Raw genomic sequence first — 18,218 nt, forward strand, 5'->3', positions numbered from 1 at the left:
ATATGACTCGCTTAAGGTCACTGATGTTGCCTTCTATAATCTCAAAGCATGGGAAAGTCACAATGTTTATGTACTGTTACAAATTTAGCATTGGATTGTTGTTCTGCACGAGCTTGATCAGTCATTCTGTTTATGCAGATACGCTGCGTTGCGGTTCTAAGTTAATTAAAATTGGTGATTCAACCCTGAATGTAATGTTGACCTGCGGTGAACCCACTTACAAAGAAGACTTAAGTTCTCATCAAGAAAAGCACCACAGTGTGAAAGTAGAGCGCTTTTTATATATGCAACCTAAAGGTAAATTTCACAAAATTCTAGAATTCCATGATGGGGTGCTAATCACAATAGAAAATGGACCAAGAAGTAAAAGGACTGATTGGGCCAATTGAAATTCAACACGGATAGCAGAAGAATAAAACTGCATTAGCAATGCAGTTAGACTTTATCTGTCTGTTTGCTCCCACTACACCTCAATTATGCTGGTTATTTGTATTCGTATTAACTTTTATTAGAGCATGCAGATATACTCTGCTTATGCTACTAAAGTTGATAGTTTAGATATGTCAATTTACCTTTTTTACCTGTAAATTAAGCGGGCAAGGGGTTAGTTACCTCCAGATAGGCACTTCAATAAATATATTTATTAAAACATAAACTAGATTTCATGTTCGTTACCACTGAGACGTTTGCTTTAGTTTTGATTGAGCTGACAATTTTCGATAGCCGTATTTTAAGACTACAGGGCCGAAATTAATGCTTACAAAGCAATCTATCTAGTAGTAGCGAAATGTTTTAACCACAAGGCTCTATTTGGATGATTAACTCTATAAAAACTGTTTTTGAAGAAGTACCTAACAATTTATTAGTCATCGGTGATTATAATTTTTGGTTAGTCTTACTTTCAGTCATTATTGCCATTTCCGCCTCTTTCATGGCATTTCAAGTAAGTTATCAAGCCTCTAAAACCTTATCGGTAAAACGGCGACATTTGGCCTCAATGGTTAGCAGCATTGCCCTGGGAGGCGGTGTTTGGTCTATGCATTTTATTGGTATGTTAGCTTTTGACCTTTGCACTGATGTTTCTTTCGGCATGACGCTCACTGTGGTTTCTTTAGTGCCTGCCATAGCCGCATCATGGGTCGCCCAAAACCTTCTTATTAAAGATAATTTAAGTGCTTTTCAACTTATCTTTGGTGGCGTATTGGTGGGGGCAGGAATAGGTTCCATGCATTATATCGGCATGGCCTCGATGGAAATGGCTCCGCTGCTACGTTATGACCTTTCCATGTTTATGCTTTCCATTCTAGTCGCCGTTGCTTTAGCTATCCTAGCCCTTTATTTTCGATTCGGCTTAGACAACCTTACCCTAATTAAGCTTAATCGCACCTCTAAAATATGTATCGCTAGTGTGGTCATGGGCATCGCCATTTCTGGAATGCACTACACCGGAATGGCCGCAGCGCGATTTGTCTTACCCGAAGGAGTGGCGTTATCCCAACAATCTGATCATATATCACTGTTTTTGGCTTTAGCCATTGCGGTTGTTACCTTTGTGATTATAGCGCTTGTTATTGCCCTTAATTTTGTCTTCAAATATAAAGATATTTCAGCGCACTCCTTAGAGAATGAAAAGCGTTTAGTTGCAACTATGGATACCGCTTTAGACGCAATTATTACCATTAACGAATGGGGTAAAGTGATCAGTGTAAATCGCTCGGTTGAAAAACTACTGGGCTGGTCAGCCGAGGATTTAGTTGGGAATAATGTTAATAAGGTTGTTCCTGCTCCCCACCATGACGCGCACGATAGTTATATCAGTAATTATCTTCGAACCAAAGAAGCAAAAATTATTGGTGCGAGCAGAGATGTTGAGGCACTTACTAAGCAGGGCCAGACTATTCCAGTGAGGTTGCGTATTGGTCATGTTGAAATGGAAAATCAGCATCTTTTTGTGGCTTTTTTATGTGATCTGCGTGGGCGTTTGCAAATGGAGTTGGAGATGCGCGAAAGCGAAGCTCGCTTTCGTTCCCTGTTAGGAAATTTACCAGGGATTGCCTATCGTTGTATCAACGAGAAGGATTGGCCACTTTTGTTTATTAGTGATGAAGTGGAAAATATTTTAGGCTATCCAGCCAACGACTTTATTGCACCTAATAACAAGTTTAACTTCTCTGACTTTATTCATCCTGATGATTTAAACCACGTAGTCGAAACCGATTTTAATCACCCTGATGGTTATGTAATTGACTATCGCATTATTGATAGGTTTGGTGAAATCAAATGGATGCTTGGATACGGCCGAGCAGTTAAAAGCGAAGATGGTAGAGAATGTTATTTAGATGGTTTCATTATGGACATCACACAAAGGAAAACTATAGAGCAAGAGTTAATTCAAGCTAAAAACAAGGCTGAGCAAGCTAGTTCTGCCCGTGCCGCTTTTCTTGCCAATATGAGTCATGAAATTCGGACACCCATGAATGCCGTTGTTGGGTTTAGCGATATCCTCCTTGACAGTGAGCTGTCATCAACCCAGAAAAAATATGTCTCATCGATCAATCAATCGGCTAAATCCTTAATGCATATATTGAATGATATTTTGGATAGTGCCAAGTAGGATAAAGGTAAATTTCAACTTGAGTACCGTAACTTTTCAATAGTTGAAGAGATTGAAGCTCTTGTATCTACACTTTGTTTGCAAGCTCAAACAAAAGCGCTGTCGATAGATCTCGAAATCGCCAATGAAATTAAAGCTAATTACCATGGTGTAGCGGATAGGATTCGACAAATTTTAACGAATCTCTTGGGCGATGCAGTCACGTTTACCGAGAATGGAAATATAACGATTAAATTGTCTAAACATGCGGATGAGACCATGAGCCGCCGGTCTGGTGGCACTGGCTTAGGTACCATAATAAGTAAACAGTTAGTTGAGTTAATAGGCGGCAGTATTTATGCAACCAGTCAACTCTATGTTGGATCAACTTTTTGTTTCATTCTTCCCCCTAAAAAGTGCAGAGAAAAAGTTAAACTCGAAAAATTCGCACCCACTAAACTTCCAAAATTACGCATATTAGTGGTTGATGATTTGCAACATAATATTGATTTAATGTTTGTTCTTCTAACCCGAGCGGAACATACTGCATTTGCTGCTCGAGATGCCAAACAAGTGCTGTTTAGAAAGCGTAATGATCTGCCAGATGTTGTGTTGCTGGATTCTCTGGCAATACTCCCTAGATAGATTTATCGGTTAATCAACCTAGGGCCCTGTTTCTTGTTTACTGACCTTTAGACGCCCCTTGATGTAGCGCTTCTTTTTCTTCCTCTTTTTCATCTTCAGCTTTCAGGGCGGTTAATAAACTCTCGTATTCCCCTTGCATAGCTGCAATATCCATTGCTACGTCAGTATTCCAAGTTTGACCAAAATCATGGGTACTGACGATTTGCCCCTGATCGCATAAGAAGTATATGCGTTGTCCATGAGTTAATTTGGGCAGTGCTATTTCGCAATCGGCCTTAGCTGTACCACGCATAACCCAATCTTTTCTGGAAACATCTTCACCATTGCTAGTAGTACTGATAATTTGTAGTTGTTTAACCGTTTTATCGGGTCGTCCAAGGGTGATTAGGGTTTTGTTATCTAGTACAAAAGGTAACGAGCGATCTGTCCCATTGTCTCCAAAGGTCTTTAAGCTGCGGCTAAGTGATATCCAGTTTTGTCCATAGTCAAAGCTAACGGCTTGATCGCCAACTCCGTCCCACTGACTAACCTCTAAACCAACTAAAACGCCATTCTCAAGTTGTGCCACCTGTACCATTGGCAAGGACTTCACACTACTCCATTGATTGGTATTGGCGTCAAAATCATAAAGCTTATTATCGTTGAGTACTCTTAGTTGGCCCTCGGCAGTTAATATTGGAAATAACCCACCGTTTTGAACCCAAAAATCATTGGGATTTTTGCGCTCAAAATCACCGATGTGGTGCCAACTTAAGTCCTCTTTATTGATACTGTAAAAGAAGTGCTTTTTCGCCGAAGCGGTCACTGCGAATAGGGTATCTTTGGCTTTGCCAAACCAAATAATCGATTCAGTTGCGGAAACTGGTTGAGTTGCTGTCCAACTTCCCTGCAAACTATCACTGACAAATACTTGTCCGCGCTCAGAGCCAACTAATATTTTGCCGTTTAATTCGATAACACTGGTAAGTTGTCCATTTGTTGGTAGGTTAATCTGACTCCAGCTATTGTCATTATTGACAACGTGCAACTGTCCAAACTTTGAAGCTACAGCCCGCTGTCTATGTTCTTGTAAAATAAGGGCCTGACTGCCATAGGCATTATTTCGGGAGAGACGGCTTAATTTGTCGCGGAATTGGGCGAATTTATCTTCTTCCCAACCTAAAGGTTGCGCAAAATTGACGCTGCTGGCCAAATTTGGAAAGTGTTCAATAATAAAGTTTTCAAGGTTTTCTGTGTCACTAAGGCGAGTGACATAAGCTTTACTTGATGAACGGTTGCTCCAAAATGATGTTTCTTTGATGTTCAACAAAGGTTGAAACACCAAACTTCCTAAATTGGTAAACTCACCAGCCTTTACGTTAAAAGTACCCGCAGAAGCATACACTGGCATACTTAGCCAAGAACTCATATTGCCATCTGAATAAAAACTATAAAGGGAAGCAATTAAGTATTGTCCTTCAGGCATGCTGCCCGCGAATAACTGACTATCTACCACACCTTGAGAGTTAGGTGAAAAAGTATAAGCATCAGGATCCCACTCCACCTCATCGGCATTGAATGGCTTGTTTTTAGCTGCCGCTTTTTCTTTTGCCTCATCAATCGCAGCCTGTTTAATTTGCTCATGATTGTCCATTCTAATGGCAATTACTTCGGTCCACCCAGCATGCAGTGGTGCTAAACGGCCCGTATTATTTATCACTTGAAGTGCAACGACACCGTGATTATGTGCAAGAGGCTGACTACTATCTAAACGTGTTGATTTGATTTCATAGGTGGCACATCCACTTAGGAAAATGCCAAACACAAACATGACAATCAATTTTTTCATTAAATTTTCCATTATAAAATTAACAATTTATGTAACCACTCCCGTGGTTAGCTTAGTTATATTGACCAAATACGCGAGGAAATGGATTTTTATAAGCGTCAATCTCCATTTTCACTACTTATATTAGAGAGGGGCCTTAGGAGGGGGAGTAAACTCTAATTGTTTCGCAAGTTCTGAAAAAAGCGGATTGATTCCAGCATCTATGCTTGTTCATATTCTTTTGACGTTGACAATTTTTGTTGGGCTTCCCATTTTTTATGCCTGTATATATGCTTTATCACTTTCAATTGAAGTCGTATTTGCACAACCTTAAAGTGCAATCGTTAATAACATTAAAATAACCAGCTTCATCGTCATTCCTTGTGGTAATACACTTAATTCATAGCTTTTAAGCTGAATTTATATACGCTCAAACAAATTACACTAAAACAATTGAATTGAAAACTAAAGCAAAAAATTCCCCTATGGTTTTCACGGGGAAAAGGCGGAAATATCGTTAAACAGCAGGCTTAATCGCTCATTTTAGTCTTTCTATGATTCGCCAAACTTCGCTTATTGTTAACTATTTCGACCAGTGCCTTCTTTTTGCGTTATGCTCGGTTGAAATTAACAACTTGTAATGGTTTCATGACATTCCAATAATGACTAATGGTTTCTATACATCGACGGTTAAACGAGGCTGGATTAACACGCTTATAAGTACAGCATCCAACGTGATTTCTATTTTTTTATGGAAATAAAATCAAAATAGTCGTTGGTTTCGTAACACTTCAAAACATTACATGGTGAATAAACGGATGAAATACATCACTACATTACTGTTGCCTGCTATTTTATTGATGGCATTGTTGCTTAGTTGTTCTGCCAGTGCCCAGCAATACGGAGCAAAAGGGCCAACAGAGGTTATTGTTGAGCGTGTTCACTTGGATACACAAAATTCTTCTGTGGAAGCTGTGGGCTCAGCAGAGGCGGTGAAATCAGTTGATATCTTTCCTGCAACTGCAGATAAAGTGGTGTCGGTCAATTTTGTGCCCGGTCAAAAGGTAACTAATGGTCAGGTATTGTTAGAGTTGGATTCCCGTCGACAAAAAGCGGCTTTGCAACGGGCTAAAATTCAACTTGCTGATGCCACGCGGAATTTAACACGGTTGCAGCAAAGCCGCAGTAAAGGTGCGGTTACCGAAAGTGCCTTAGATGTTGCTTCAACCGCGAAAGAACTGGCTAAAATGGATGTAATTGACGCAGAAATTGAATTACAAGATAGACGGGTTATTGCTCCTTTTACTGGGTACGTGGGGCTCACTGATGTTGAGGTGGGCGACCGTATTACTGAACAAACTCTGATCACGACCTTAGATGACAGAAGTCAGTTATTTATTAATTTCCGTGCCCCTGAATCTGCCGCCAATACCTTGGGACAAAACAGCTTAGTCACAGTGCAGCCGTGGACCAATCGTGACGCTACACTTGAGGCCGAAATCGCTCAGTTAGATTCTAGAATTAATGATAACGATCGTACTATTTTGGCTCGTGCTATTTTAGACAACCAAGAAGATTATTACCGTCCCGGAATGAGTTTTCGGGTCAATATTAGTGTGCAAGGACAAGCGTATCCGATCATTCCTGAGTCTGGACTATCTTGGGGCGCAACCGGCGCCTATATATGGAAGATGGTGGAAGGCAAAGCTCACAAAGTTGAAGTGCAAATTAAGCAACGAATGCGCGGATATCTTTTGGTCGAAGGAGATGTTAACGAAGGGGAGCAATTGATAGTGGAGGGCATTCAGCGCTTACGACCTGGACAGGCAGTTGAAGTTCGAGCAGTGGAGACAGAGTAATGACTACGCCTAACCATCACCAACAAGATCTGCCTTCTTTGTCTGTTCGCAGACCTGTGCTTATTGTGGTCATCAATTTACTTATTATCATCGCAGGTATTGCTGCGCTTAGTGGTCTTGAAGTGCGCGAATTACCTGATGTTGATCGCCCCAGATTAACAGTATCAGCAAGCTATCCAGGGGGCTCACCAGAAACTGTTGATAGGGAAGTTACCAGCCGATTAGAAGGGGCAATAGCAAGGGTGAGCGGCGTTGACTCTATCCGAGCCCAAAGTGAAGAAGGAGGCTCCCGTACCGTTGTGGAGTTCCGTCCAGGGATCAATTTAGAAGATGCCGCCAATGAAACCCGGGAGGCCATTAGTCGGGTACAACGTGAATTGCCTGATGAAGTTGAGCGACTTTCTATTATTAAAGCGGATAATGATGCTCAAGCGGTAGTAAGTTTAGCCGTGTCCAGTGACAACATGAGTATGGAAGCGATGACCGAGATGGTGGAAACCGACTTGGCACCTATGTTTCTCAGCATTCCAGGTGTGGCAGATGTGCGGCTCAATGGCGATAGAGAACGGGTCCTGCGAGTCACCATAGATCCATTACGCTTAACCAGTTTTGGCCTATCCGTTACTGATGTTGCCGATGCCTTGCGGTTAGCCCCGTTCGACGTTCCTGCTGGTAGTCTTAGATCAACCGACCAAACCCTAATAGTTCGGGCTGATGCAACGTCGGTAACTACCGATCAAGTGGAAAATATCGTTATTCGGGGGGATACCCGAGTCGCAGATGTGGCGAGTGTATACTTTGGACCGGCGGATGCCCAAAGTTTAGTGCGTCTTGACGGTACGCCCGTGATTGGTTTGGGGGTATTACGTCAAGCTAGTTCCAACACCATCGAAATTTCCAATGAAGTGCTCAATATGGTGAAGCAACAGCAGTTGCGATTCCCTGAGCTAACTATCGTGGTTACCTCCGATGATGCGGAATTTATTCGGGGCTCTGTGGAAGAAGTTATTACCTCATTAACATTTACAATCGCCTTGGTGGTGTTGACTTTGTGGGTGTTTATTGGCTCAGGTCGCGCCACCATAGTACCGGCATTGGCGATACCGGTTTCCTTAGTTGGGGGCTTGGCGGTGATGTGGATGTTGGGGTTCTCCATCAATATTCTTACCCTGCTAGCCTTGGTTTTGGCTACGGGGTTGATCGTGGATGATGCCATAGTGGTGTCTGAAAATATCCAACGCCGGCGCTCTTTAGGGTTGGGAGCTAGGGCGGCAGCGGTAATTGGCAGTCGTGAAGTATTTTTTGCCGTAGTCGCCACAACAGCCGTATTGGCAGCTGTATTTATCCCTATCGCTTTTTTACCATCAACGGCAGGGCGTTTGTTTCGCGAATTTGGTGGTGTGTTAGCTAGTTCGGTGATTATTTCATCCTTTGTGGCTCTGTCCCTTGTGCCTGCATTAACAGCAAGACTGCCAATTAAACAAAATACTAAGCACTTTTTGGGGGGCTTTGGCCAGTGGTGCGGGCGAGGTTATGAGCGCAGCCTAGCCTGGAGCCTACGTTTCGGTTGGTTAATCGTATTGCTTTCATTGGCCGCTGCAGCATATGCCAGCTATTTATATCAATCTTTAGATAATGAGCTGCTGCCTAGTGAAGATCGCGGCAACATTCGTATTTTTGCCCGAGGTCCTGATGGGGTTGGGGTAAACTTTATGGATCGTCAAGCCATGAAAATGGAAAATGCCTTGATGCCCTATGTTGAAGAAGGGGAAGTAAAATCAATTTATACAGTAGTTGGACAGTGGGATCCGAATATTGTGTTTATTACAGCTCCGTTAGTCCCCTGGGATCAACGTAGTCAGTCTCAACAACAAATTATTAAACAGCTACAGGCTGAGGTTGGAACAATTCCTGGCGCTCCTGGTCGTGCTTTTGGTTCAAACAGCCTTAACTTACGGGGCCAAGGTGGTGGTTTAGAACTTGCTTTGACCGGCGAAGAATATGCTGAAATTTATCAGGCCGCGCTAGATTTTAAAGAGAAAATCGAGCAACAGCTTGCAGGCTTTGGTGATATACAAATTTCCTATCAACCTACTCAACCACAATTGCGAGTGAATATAGATAGACGTCGAGCAGAAGAGCTAGGGGTGTCATTTTCAGATATATCCACCACCTTAAGAGCGGCGATCAATGGTGATGACATCGCCGATTTAAATGTGGGTGATCAAGCCATTCCCATCATTTTGCAGGCATCTAATGCGAATTTAGCCAATCCTTCAGATCTTACTAATCTCTACGTATCTTCAAACAATGGTGGGTTAGTGCCACTATCTAGCCTCGCCTATATTACCGAAGAAGGAGTGGCATCTGAACTTGAACGTCATGCTCAACGGCGTTCGATTAAATTGGAATTAGAATTAATTGATGATTCGTCAATGCAAACATCAGTGGATAGTATTCGTCAACTCGCTCAAGAATCTCTGCCTCCAGGAATAGGTTTAGTGTTTCTTGGTGAAGCCAAAACATTCGAAGAGACTTCTCAACAAGTCCTAATGACCTATGTATTGGCCTTCATCATCGTACTTCTGGTGCTGGCCGCACAGTTTGAAAGTGTGAATAGCGCAGTAGTGGTTATTTTAACCGTGCCTTTTGGTATTGCAGCAGCCTTATTCGCCTTATACATCACAGGAATTTCCATCAATATATATTCGCAAATTGGCTTGGTTATGTTGATTGGTTTATTGGCTAAAAATAGTATTTTGCTGGTGGAGTTTGCTGATCAAATGCGTGACCAAGGGTACAGTGTGTATCAAGCCATTATCGAAGCGGGCAAAGTTCGACTAAGGCCGATTATGATGACACTGGTGTCTACTATTTTAGGTGGGTTGCCACTGATTTTATCCACAGGGGCAGGGGCTGAAGCGCGAAATGCTATTGGTTGGGTTGTATTTGGTGGTCTTGGCATTGCCGTCGTATTCACCTTGTATCTGACGCCTGTATTGTATTTAGGTCTGGCGAGGTTTACTAAACCCAGAGCAGATGAAGCCAAACGACTAGATGAAGAGTTAGATAAAGCCAGTGAGGCCGGTCTCGCTGTAGATTAATTGTTCACTGTTGATGGCAGATGCACAGTATAAGCTGTGGTCTGCCACTGCTAACTGTATTGTTAGCTATTTTGAGATAGATTAATTCGTAGCAATCTCTAAATGGTAACCAGAGTATTTGCGCATATTAATCACGCGGTCATTATCCAATAGCCAGTATTGACCCTTAATGCCATTTAAGACCCCTTCAAATTCCAACTCTTTATCCAAATTAATTGACTTTATTTTACTCGGATATTCACTTACGGGGTATTGAATATCAATGGCAGGCATATCGATTAAGCTGATTGCTTGGATACCATATTGAGAGCCAATATCGTCTAACTCCATCTCTACCAAACCAAATAGGTGCTCGCGCATGGCGATTAAGTCAGCTTGCTCTGGTTCGCCTTTTAACATTGTGCGCCAATTGGTTTTATCAGCAATATGTTGCTTAATAACCGTTTCCACTAAACCACTGAGTAATCGGTTTTTAACCCGTAAAATCGGGATGGCTTGGGTGGCACCTTGATCAATCCAGCGGCTTGAAACTCCGTCGCTAACATGCCTAGTGATGCCCACTTTTAACGTACCTGTATTGGCTAGATACACAAAGTGGTCGCTCATGCAGTTATCTTCACCCCATCGCGGCTCCCGACAGGTACCTTGATCGTAATGGCAGGTTTCCGGCTTAATTATACAAGTATCACATTGGGCTAGTTTCATTAAACAGCGATAACAATAGCCTTGATTGAAGCTCTTTTTGGTTTTGTTATTGCAGTGAATACAATTAATCACTCCTGTATGGGTGACTTTCACAGAGGATCCAATCAACGAATTCATGCTGATATGTGAATCACCAATGGGTAATCTATACTCAACCGTTGAGCCAATCTCAGCTTCACCGTGCATTTTGCGAATATTTCCAGAATAAATGGGCATTAACGTTACTTCTTAGTTTATTGGGCGCAATTAATCGCCGTCAGAATAATGAGTCTATTGGTGAACCAACCAGAATCGGCTCACTCTATAAAGTGACGCATGCTAATAGAATCTTAACTTGATATCAAAAAGCAAATGCGATTGTTATACAAAGATACAGCTTTAGTGTGTTGTTCGGTTAAATTTCAGGTTAACTTAGTGTTTAAAATAATAGTCTATCGGTAAACAATAGGCGTGGAGATAACTATGATTAAATTGATTTTTGCAGCGTTAATGTTATTACCTATAAATGGCTATTGTTATGACCTATATCTTATCCGACATTTTGAAAAGCTATCAGGTGGTACTGATCCGGGACTAACCCAACAAGGTCAAGCCCGTGCCAATGCACTTACTGATTATTTACTGTCGAAAAATATTCAACATATTTACTCAACGAAATATCACCGAACTAAACAAACCGCACAGCCTTTCGCACAGGCTTCTGGGTTAGAAATACAATTCTACTCGCCTAAACAATTAGCCACTTTTGCAGAGACTATTCAATCTCTTCAACGTAATGTGCTTATTGTCGGTCACAGTAATACCACTCCCTCATTAGTTTCACTATTGGGTGGAGCTTCGAAAAAAATTGATGAAAGTGAGTACGGTGAGTTGTTTATTTTGAAAATTTCTGAAGACAATGTAGAAACTAACAGTGTCATGATCCCGTCTAACTAAATTCTTTTAAAGTATGTTTAACAGTCAATAAATACGGGTTAGAAAAAAAATAGTATACTATTTTGCATAAAAATTGTTCTACAATGAAAACCCTATTTTTATCTAGCTTTATTTAAGGAACACATTTGTACCATGTTAGATGGCTTCAAGTTGCCTTGTTCTCTATTTTGCTGACAACTTTCTTTAGCAGCTTCAAAGCGGAAGCTGAGCCTATTTATATGTGGCAATCGCCTTACAAAGAGTTGATACTTCAAACCGCAAAAGCCCCTACAGAAGTGTTGCAAAAGTTACTTAAACAAACTCCAACTCAAGAGCAAAGCTATCTACAGCATGGCCAATATCATTCTGTATTAAGTATAGTTTACTATTCCCTTACCTACCCTAAAGAAGCTTTGCAACATGCTAGAACTGCTCTGACGTTCATTGACTCAAGTACACAACCTTGGTTATTTCATATGACTATGCTCAACGAAGCACGCGCATTGGACCTCTCAGGAAAACCTAAAGAGGGGTTAGCAGGTAGCAATGCCGCGTTAGTTTGGGCGGAGCTAAACAAGGATATCAATTTACGAGTTAGCGCTTTATATGTCAGAGGGCTAATTGCCATTTCTCTGGTAGATTACCAAAGTGCCTTAAGTGATCTGCAATTGGCCTATGAGTTGGCTCCTCAAACTGAGCTACATAGTCAAGGAGATGTTGCTGGTGTCTTGGCTTTGGTTTATGAATATAGAAGGGAAGATGCCCTTGCCATTCCGTTTTTTCAGGAGGCTGTGCGCTTTCATGAGCAAAATCAAAACTATTTAGAATTGAGTATTGCGCTATACGGTTTAGGAAGGGCACATAAAAACATTGGAAATATCGAAATTGGACGTGCGCAACTCCAACAGTCGCAAGATTTAGCTGAGCAAGTAGGGGATGAACAAGGTGTTGCTTATGCTTTGAAAGAGTTAGCTGGGATATTGCTATCAGAAAAAAGATTTATAGAGGCCAAATCAAAGTTACAACAGGCTTCTAGTATTTTTCAAAAAAGCCAGAATGTATATATGCTTCTCGATACCAATTTGTCGTTACTACGTTTGGCTATCGCAGAAAAGAATATTGAACTTGGCAAGCAATATTTAGCTGCCGCTCAGGCTAACGTCGACCCAGAACAAATGCCACTACAAAAAATTTCACTTGAAGAAATGAATGCAAAATTATTAGCGTTGGAGGGTAAGCATCGTCAGGCATTCGAACTGCTAGATTCGACCGTTTCTTTAAAACAACGCATTTTAAGCCAACAAAGTACGCAACAATTGCACAGTTTGCGCGCCAAATACGAAATTGAAATTAAAGATCGTGAAAATAAACTGTTGGAGCAAAAAAACGCGTCACAACAAATCAGTATTAACGATGTAGAAACTAAAAACTTGCAACTACTCATGCTGTTTGGAGCCACGTTGATTATTTGCGGACTGTTAGTTGTGATGGTTTATCGCACGATACAAAATCGAACCAAATTAGAGGAGCTAGCAAATGTTGATGGTTTAACTGGACTGGCCAACCGTCGAAATGCTCTGGAATTACTCCAAAAGCAGATTGATTTAGCTCATCGCCATAAATTTCAGTTGTCAGTTGCCATTATAGATATCGATTTATTCAAAAAAATAAATGATACCTTTGGTCATGCTTCAGGTGATGAGGTGTTAACCCAGTTTGGGAAATTATGCCAAGATACTTTTCGTCAGACGGATGTGATGGGGCGAATTGGCGGCGAGGAATTTGTTATAGTTTTCCCCCACACGTCACTAAATGATGCTGAACAGACACTAAAGTTACTGTCACATAACGTCAAAAAGTTACCCATATCGTTTGACTTGAATGGCCTCACACTATCTATCTCCATTGGCTTAACAGAGTATGTTTCGGGAATGACATTAGAAAATTTGATGTTGCAATGTGATAGTGCGCTGTATCAGGCTAAAGGAAGTGGTCGAGATCAGATAGTGCTCTTCGATAATCAAAATCCTTCTTCTATGCAACTAGCCCTATAAAGTTAATTGTTTGCTTTAGAAACTTTTCCAAAATACCAATTAGGCAAAAATCTTTAGTCTGGATTGAAATCCGCCTAGGCTGTACAATTTGACCTTTCAGAGCCGTCCTTGGGAGCCTTTCCACTTTTGCAACAAGTCCCGCAGCAAGGGTTTATTCTCACCCGCAAAGTGATAGAACGAAGTGGATGTTCATATATCGAGTTTTGGTTGAGTACCGAGCAAGGGCCGGTTAAGCTAATCACTGAGCAACAAAAGCCGGTGATGTTTTTAGCAAATCAAGATGTATCTACAGCTAAGAAACTAATAAACCAAGCAGGGCTGATTGCTCAGTTCAAACCTGTTGAGCTAAAAACCTTTGAACAAGTGCCTGTTAATGCTGTTTATTTCTCAACAACAGCATCTTTTTATCGTGCCAGAGATGTACTGAATGTTGCCCAGATTCCGTCTTTTGAAAATGATATACGAGCATCAGATAGGTATATGATGGAACGGTTTATTTGTGCGGGAGCTTTTTTTACCGGCGACATGCAAAGCAACCAAGTAACGATTAAGAGTGGTTATCTTTCCTTAAAAAATGCGCGCCTTAAACCAGCTGATTATATTCCTACATTAAAAGTGTTATCACTCGATATTGAATGCAGTATGGAGGGGGAACTATACTCTATCGGGCTTTCTAGCGGTGACTTTCAGAACGTGATTATGATCGGTGAACCTGAAGGTACGCAAGATTGGATAACTTGGGTCACAGATGAAAAACAACTGATGGAGCAGTTAAATATCGCCATTGCTGATTTCGATCCTGATCTTATTATTGGTTGGAATGTGATTAACTTTGACTTTAAGGTGTTGACCCAAAGAGCCAAAAAATTAAATGTGAGATTACGCCTTGGTCGAGATGGAAGCGATGTTTACTGGCGCGAGTCACGTAATGACAGTAACTTAGCCTTCATGAATATTGCTGGTAGAGTGGTAATAGATGGTATTGATAGCTTAAAAACCGCTACATACCATTTTGATAGTTTCAGTTTAGAGAATGTCGCCCAAGCACTTTTAGGAGAAGGCAAAGACACCACTGACGTAGACAATCGGGTTGCCGCGATTACTCATGACTTCCACCACAATAAAATAAAACTCGCAAAATATAACCTGCAAGATTGTGTGCTGGCGGAGAACGTCTTTGCCCACACTAACTTAGTGAGCTATTTGGTGCTACGTAGTCAATTAACGGGACTAGAACTAGATAAAATGGGTGGTTCTGTCGCTGCATTCATTAATCTTTATTTACCAAAACTTCATCGAGCTGGTTATGTATCTCCCAACCGACCTGTAAATGGCGGGTTAGCAAGTCCCGGTGGCTATGTGATGGATTCACACCCAGGCTTATATAAGAATGTACTGGTACTTGATTTTAAGAGTCTTTATCCTTCAATTATCCGTACCTTCAAAATTGATCCCCTAGGACTTGTGGAGGGGTTATTAGAGCCTGACAACGCCATCCCTGGGTTTCGTGGCGGAATGTTTGCCAGAGAAAAGCACTTTCTCCCCGATATTATTACCAGCTTATGGCAACAACGAGATGAGGCTAAGCGGCAACAAGATTCTGCTCGTTCCCAAGCCATTAAAATTATAATGAATTCGTTTTACGGTGTTTTAGGATCTGGAGGCTGTCCATTTTATGACACTCGCTTAGCCAGTTCGATAACAATGCGCGGTCATGAAATAATGCAAACTACCGCTGCCTGGATAGAAGATAAAGGTTATAAAGTTATTTATGGCGATACTGACTCGACCTTTGTGTGGCTAGAGAATATTAAGCAAACAGAACAAGCGCTAGAAATTGGCAAAGCTTTGGAACAAGAAATTAATCAAATGTGGCATCATAAAATTCAAGATGAACTCGATTTGCCGTGCTATCTAGAAATAGAGTTCGAAACCTTGTTTTCAACCTTTTTGATGCCCACCATTCGTGGTGCCGAAACGGGCAGTAAGAAACGCTATGCGGGTTTAAAACACCTTTCCAACAAACCACCGGAGTTAATATTTAAAGGCTTAGAAACGGTTCGTTCTGACTGGACGAAGCTGGCTAAAGGGTTTCAACCTACACTTTATAAAATGGTATTTGCCAATCAGGATGTGAGTGCTTACTTGCTAGATATTATGGGTAGTATAAGGTCTGGTAAATGTGATGAACAATTAGTATACCGAAAGCGCCTACGTCAACCATTGGCTCAATACACTAAAAATGTACCGCCACACGTTAAAGCTGCCCGCATTGCCGATGAACAAAACAAGCAGCTTAATAAACCATTACGCTATCAAAATAAAGGCTGGATAAGTTACGTGATTACTATAGATGGTCCACAACCTGTGGATTACATCAGTTCGCCCTTAGACTATGAACACTATATTGATAAGCAAATCAGACCCATCGCTGAAGGGATCTTACCTTTCATAAATGTTTCGTTTGAAGACATCACCAGTAATCAATTAGGGCTATTTTGACTATTGTGGGTGATAAGAATCGTCTTTGAAGTCAGGGTATGTATCAATTCCCAACAACTTATAAATTAGGCAAAAACCAAAACTGCTGGTGTAAAACAATGCCGCTCCCATTACACCGAGTACAATACTAATTGTGGGGCCAAACAAACCTTCAACGGCAATCGCTAAAAGTGCAAGTGCTAAGACTGAACGAATTGTAGTATCTAATATGCCAACATTTTGTTTCATTTTTTTATCTCCTAAATCCTATGCATCTATCTTAGCTTTATAGCGTTAATTGATGTTGATCTGAATCAACATATAGACTTTTTAAGGAAGAATTAATGCATAATTCATGGCGTAAACATTTTAGAAATAATTAAAGTTATAGTATTAGACTTTTTTACAATATGAATATTTGTCATTAAGAGTATATTATGCACTGAATGTTTTTATGCTGTTAGGTTGAGTTGATGCACAGAATACTTGTAATTGATGATGATCAAATTACCTTAGAATTAATACAGCTGATTTTAGAAGAATTTGTTGAAGGCGAAGTCATTGCCTTAAATAATGCCACTGATGCTGTAAGCTATATTGATAAAAATGACATGAATAAAATCGATTTGGTTATTTGTGATTGGCAAATGCCTGAATACGATGGAATTGACATGTTGAAGACTGTCCGATCTAAACGGCTAGATTTACCTTTCTTGATGGTCACGGGAACAGCGACTAGAGATCTGGTGATGTCAGCTAAAAAAGCAGGTGCTTCAGAATTTATTGCTAAACCCTTCAAAAACCACGATTTAACCGATAGAGTTGCCAAGTTATTGAAATAACTAAGTTTATTCTTATCGTGTGCTATACCGTCTTTATTAAGTAAATTTTTAAAAGGAGCAACTATGCAATTTGATGATGTCATCGATAGAACCGCTACACATGCATTAAAATGGGAAAAGTACAAAGGCAAAGATATTATTCCAATGTGGATTGCAGATACTGAATTTGCTAGCCCAAAAGCAATACAATCCGCTCTGGAAGAACGTGTGGAACATGGTTTGTTTGGTTATACTTTTCCGTCACAATACACCCCTGCAAACCAAGCCGTGGTTCGCTGGTTAAACGACAAACACGATTGGCAAATTGATCCATCTTGGATTGTGTGGACGCCAGGTGTGGTCCCTGCTTTTAACGTAGCTTGCAAAGCTTATTGTGAAGTGGGTGACTCAGTAATGATTCAAACGCCCAATTATCCACCGCTACTAGCAGCTCCTAGTTTAAGCGGTCTTAATAGCATCGAAATTGATACTGTTGAAGTTGACGGTCGATGGACTTTAGATTTTGTCCAATTGGAAGAGCAGGCAAGAGATCCTAAGTGCAAGTTATTTATTCTTTGCAACCCTATGAATCCAGTCGGTTCTGTATTAACTGAAGCAGAACTGACAAAAATTTCGCAAATTTGTAGTAACCATAATGTCACCTTATGTTCAGATGAAATTCATTGTGACCTCGTTCTCGATGAAACCAAAAAACATCTACCTGCAGGCAACTTCAAAGGTCTTGAGCATAATTCGGTTACCTTAATGGCGGCGAGTAAAACCTTTAACGTTGCTGGCTTAGGTACCGCTTTTGCGATTATTCCTGATAGCAAGTTGCGTGATGCATTTATTGCCGGCTCACTGGGCTTTATGTCTTGGGCGAATGTGATGGGATTAGTTGCTACTGAGGCGGCTTTTACTTTATGTGACCAATGGCACGCGGACCTACTCGATTATTTACGTGGCAATTTAGCCTATATTGAGCAGCAAGTAGAGCAAATGGAAGGCCTTAAATTATTGCACGTTGAGGCAACTTTTTTAGCATGGGTAGACGCTAGTGGTTTAGGGTTAGATGACCCACAATCTTACTTCGAAAGTAAAGGAGTAGGGCCATCAGCAGGCGTTGATTTTGGTAATAAACAATTTGTTAGAATTAATTTTGGTTGTCCTACAAGTATGCTTGAAGAAGCGTTCAAGCGACTCAACGCCTAGTTCAACGGTTGTGGGGCTGTAA

The 18,218-nt window shown here is 41.0% G+C and carries 13 protein-coding genes; 10 read left to right on the top strand and 3 right to left on the bottom strand.

The annotated features are described in order from the left end of the window. Positions 1-62: 62 nt before the first annotated feature. The 3 genes from AB6T38_RS12520 (at position 63) to AB6T38_RS12530 (ending at position 3,238) form a co-directional block, all read left to right on the top strand. Complete coding sequence (locus AB6T38_RS12520) at positions 63-389, top strand: DUF2845 domain-containing protein (RefSeq protein WP_372547639.1); 327 nt, start codon at positions 63-65, stop codon at positions 387-389. 425 nt (positions 390-814) lie between these two features. Beyond that, complete coding sequence (locus tag AB6T38_RS12525; RefSeq protein ID WP_372547640.1) at positions 815-2,614, top strand: MHYT domain-containing protein; 1,800 nt, start codon at positions 815-817, stop codon at positions 2,612-2,614. Positions 2,615-2,692: 78 nt separating this feature from the next. Next, complete coding sequence (locus tag AB6T38_RS12530; protein WP_372547641.1) at positions 2,693-3,238, top strand: ATP-binding protein; 546 nt, start codon at positions 2,693-2,695, stop codon at positions 3,236-3,238. 37 nt (positions 3,239-3,275) lie between these two features. Here AB6T38_RS12530 and AB6T38_RS12535 read toward each other — a convergent pair whose 3' ends face one another. After that, positions 3,276-5,066, bottom strand: coding sequence for a hypothetical protein (locus AB6T38_RS12535; protein WP_372547642.1), 1,791 nt, complete (start codon positions 5,064-5,066; stop codon positions 3,276-3,278). Between the two features lie 797 nt (positions 5,067-5,863). Between AB6T38_RS12535 and AB6T38_RS12540 the strand changes: the two genes are divergently transcribed. Next, on the top strand, positions 5,864-6,904 hold the full coding sequence (locus AB6T38_RS12540) for an efflux RND transporter periplasmic adaptor subunit (protein WP_372547643.1): 1,041 nt from the start codon (positions 5,864-5,866) through the stop codon (positions 6,902-6,904). Further along, the gene (locus AB6T38_RS12545; protein WP_372547644.1) at positions 6,904-10,008 is read left to right on the top strand and encodes an efflux RND transporter permease subunit; all 3,105 of its coding nucleotides are present in this window, start codon (positions 6,904-6,906) and stop codon (positions 10,006-10,008) included. The genes AB6T38_RS12540 and AB6T38_RS12545 overlap by 1 nt, the downstream gene beginning before the upstream one ends. Before the next feature lie 81 nt (positions 10,009-10,089). Here AB6T38_RS12545 and AB6T38_RS12550 read toward each other — a convergent pair whose 3' ends face one another. After that, the gene (locus AB6T38_RS12550; protein ID WP_372547645.1) at positions 10,090-10,929 is read right to left on the bottom strand and encodes a DUF2797 domain-containing protein; all 840 of its coding nucleotides are present in this window, start codon (positions 10,927-10,929) and stop codon (positions 10,090-10,092) included. 246 nt (positions 10,930-11,175) lie between these two features. On the opposite strand from AB6T38_RS12550, the gene AB6T38_RS12555 reads away from it, so the two are divergent. The 3 genes from AB6T38_RS12555 to AB6T38_RS12565 all read left to right on the top strand — a co-directional run bounded on the left by AB6T38_RS12555 (position 11,176) and on the right by AB6T38_RS12565 (position 16,184). Next, on the top strand, positions 11,176-11,649 hold the full coding sequence (locus AB6T38_RS12555; RefSeq protein ID WP_372547646.1) for a histidine phosphatase family protein: 474 nt from the start codon (positions 11,176-11,178) through the stop codon (positions 11,647-11,649). A 125-nt stretch (positions 11,650-11,774) separates the two neighbouring features. After that, on the top strand, positions 11,775-13,682 hold the full coding sequence (locus AB6T38_RS12560) for a diguanylate cyclase (protein ID WP_372547647.1): 1,908 nt from the start codon (positions 11,775-11,777) through the stop codon (positions 13,680-13,682). Positions 13,683-13,808: 126 nt separating this feature from the next. Beyond that, entirely contained in the window at positions 13,809-16,184 is a 2,376-nt protein-coding gene (locus AB6T38_RS12565) for a DNA polymerase II (protein ID WP_372547648.1), read from the top strand. Here AB6T38_RS12565 and AB6T38_RS12570 read toward each other — a convergent pair whose 3' ends face one another. Continuing rightward, complete coding sequence (locus AB6T38_RS12570) at positions 16,185-16,412, bottom strand: DUF2892 domain-containing protein (protein WP_372547649.1); 228 nt, start codon at positions 16,410-16,412, stop codon at positions 16,185-16,187. Positions 16,413-16,636: 224 nt separating this feature from the next. Here AB6T38_RS12570 and AB6T38_RS12575 point away from each other — a divergent pair, with 224 nt between their 5' ends. Together AB6T38_RS12575 and AB6T38_RS12580 are read left to right on the top strand one after the other, a co-directional pair. Next, complete coding sequence (locus AB6T38_RS12575) at positions 16,637-17,005, top strand: response regulator (protein ID WP_372547650.1); 369 nt, start codon at positions 16,637-16,639, stop codon at positions 17,003-17,005. Positions 17,006-17,068: 63 nt separating this feature from the next. Continuing rightward, the gene (locus AB6T38_RS12580; RefSeq protein ID WP_372547651.1) at positions 17,069-18,196 is read left to right on the top strand and encodes a MalY/PatB family protein; all 1,128 of its coding nucleotides are present in this window, start codon (positions 17,069-17,071) and stop codon (positions 18,194-18,196) included. The last annotated feature ends 22 nt before the right edge of the window (positions 18,197-18,218 follow it).

It is taken from the genome of Aliiglaciecola sp. SL4 (genome assembly GCF_041538045.1).
GTDB lineage: Bacteria > Pseudomonadota > Gammaproteobacteria > Enterobacterales > Alteromonadaceae > Aliiglaciecola.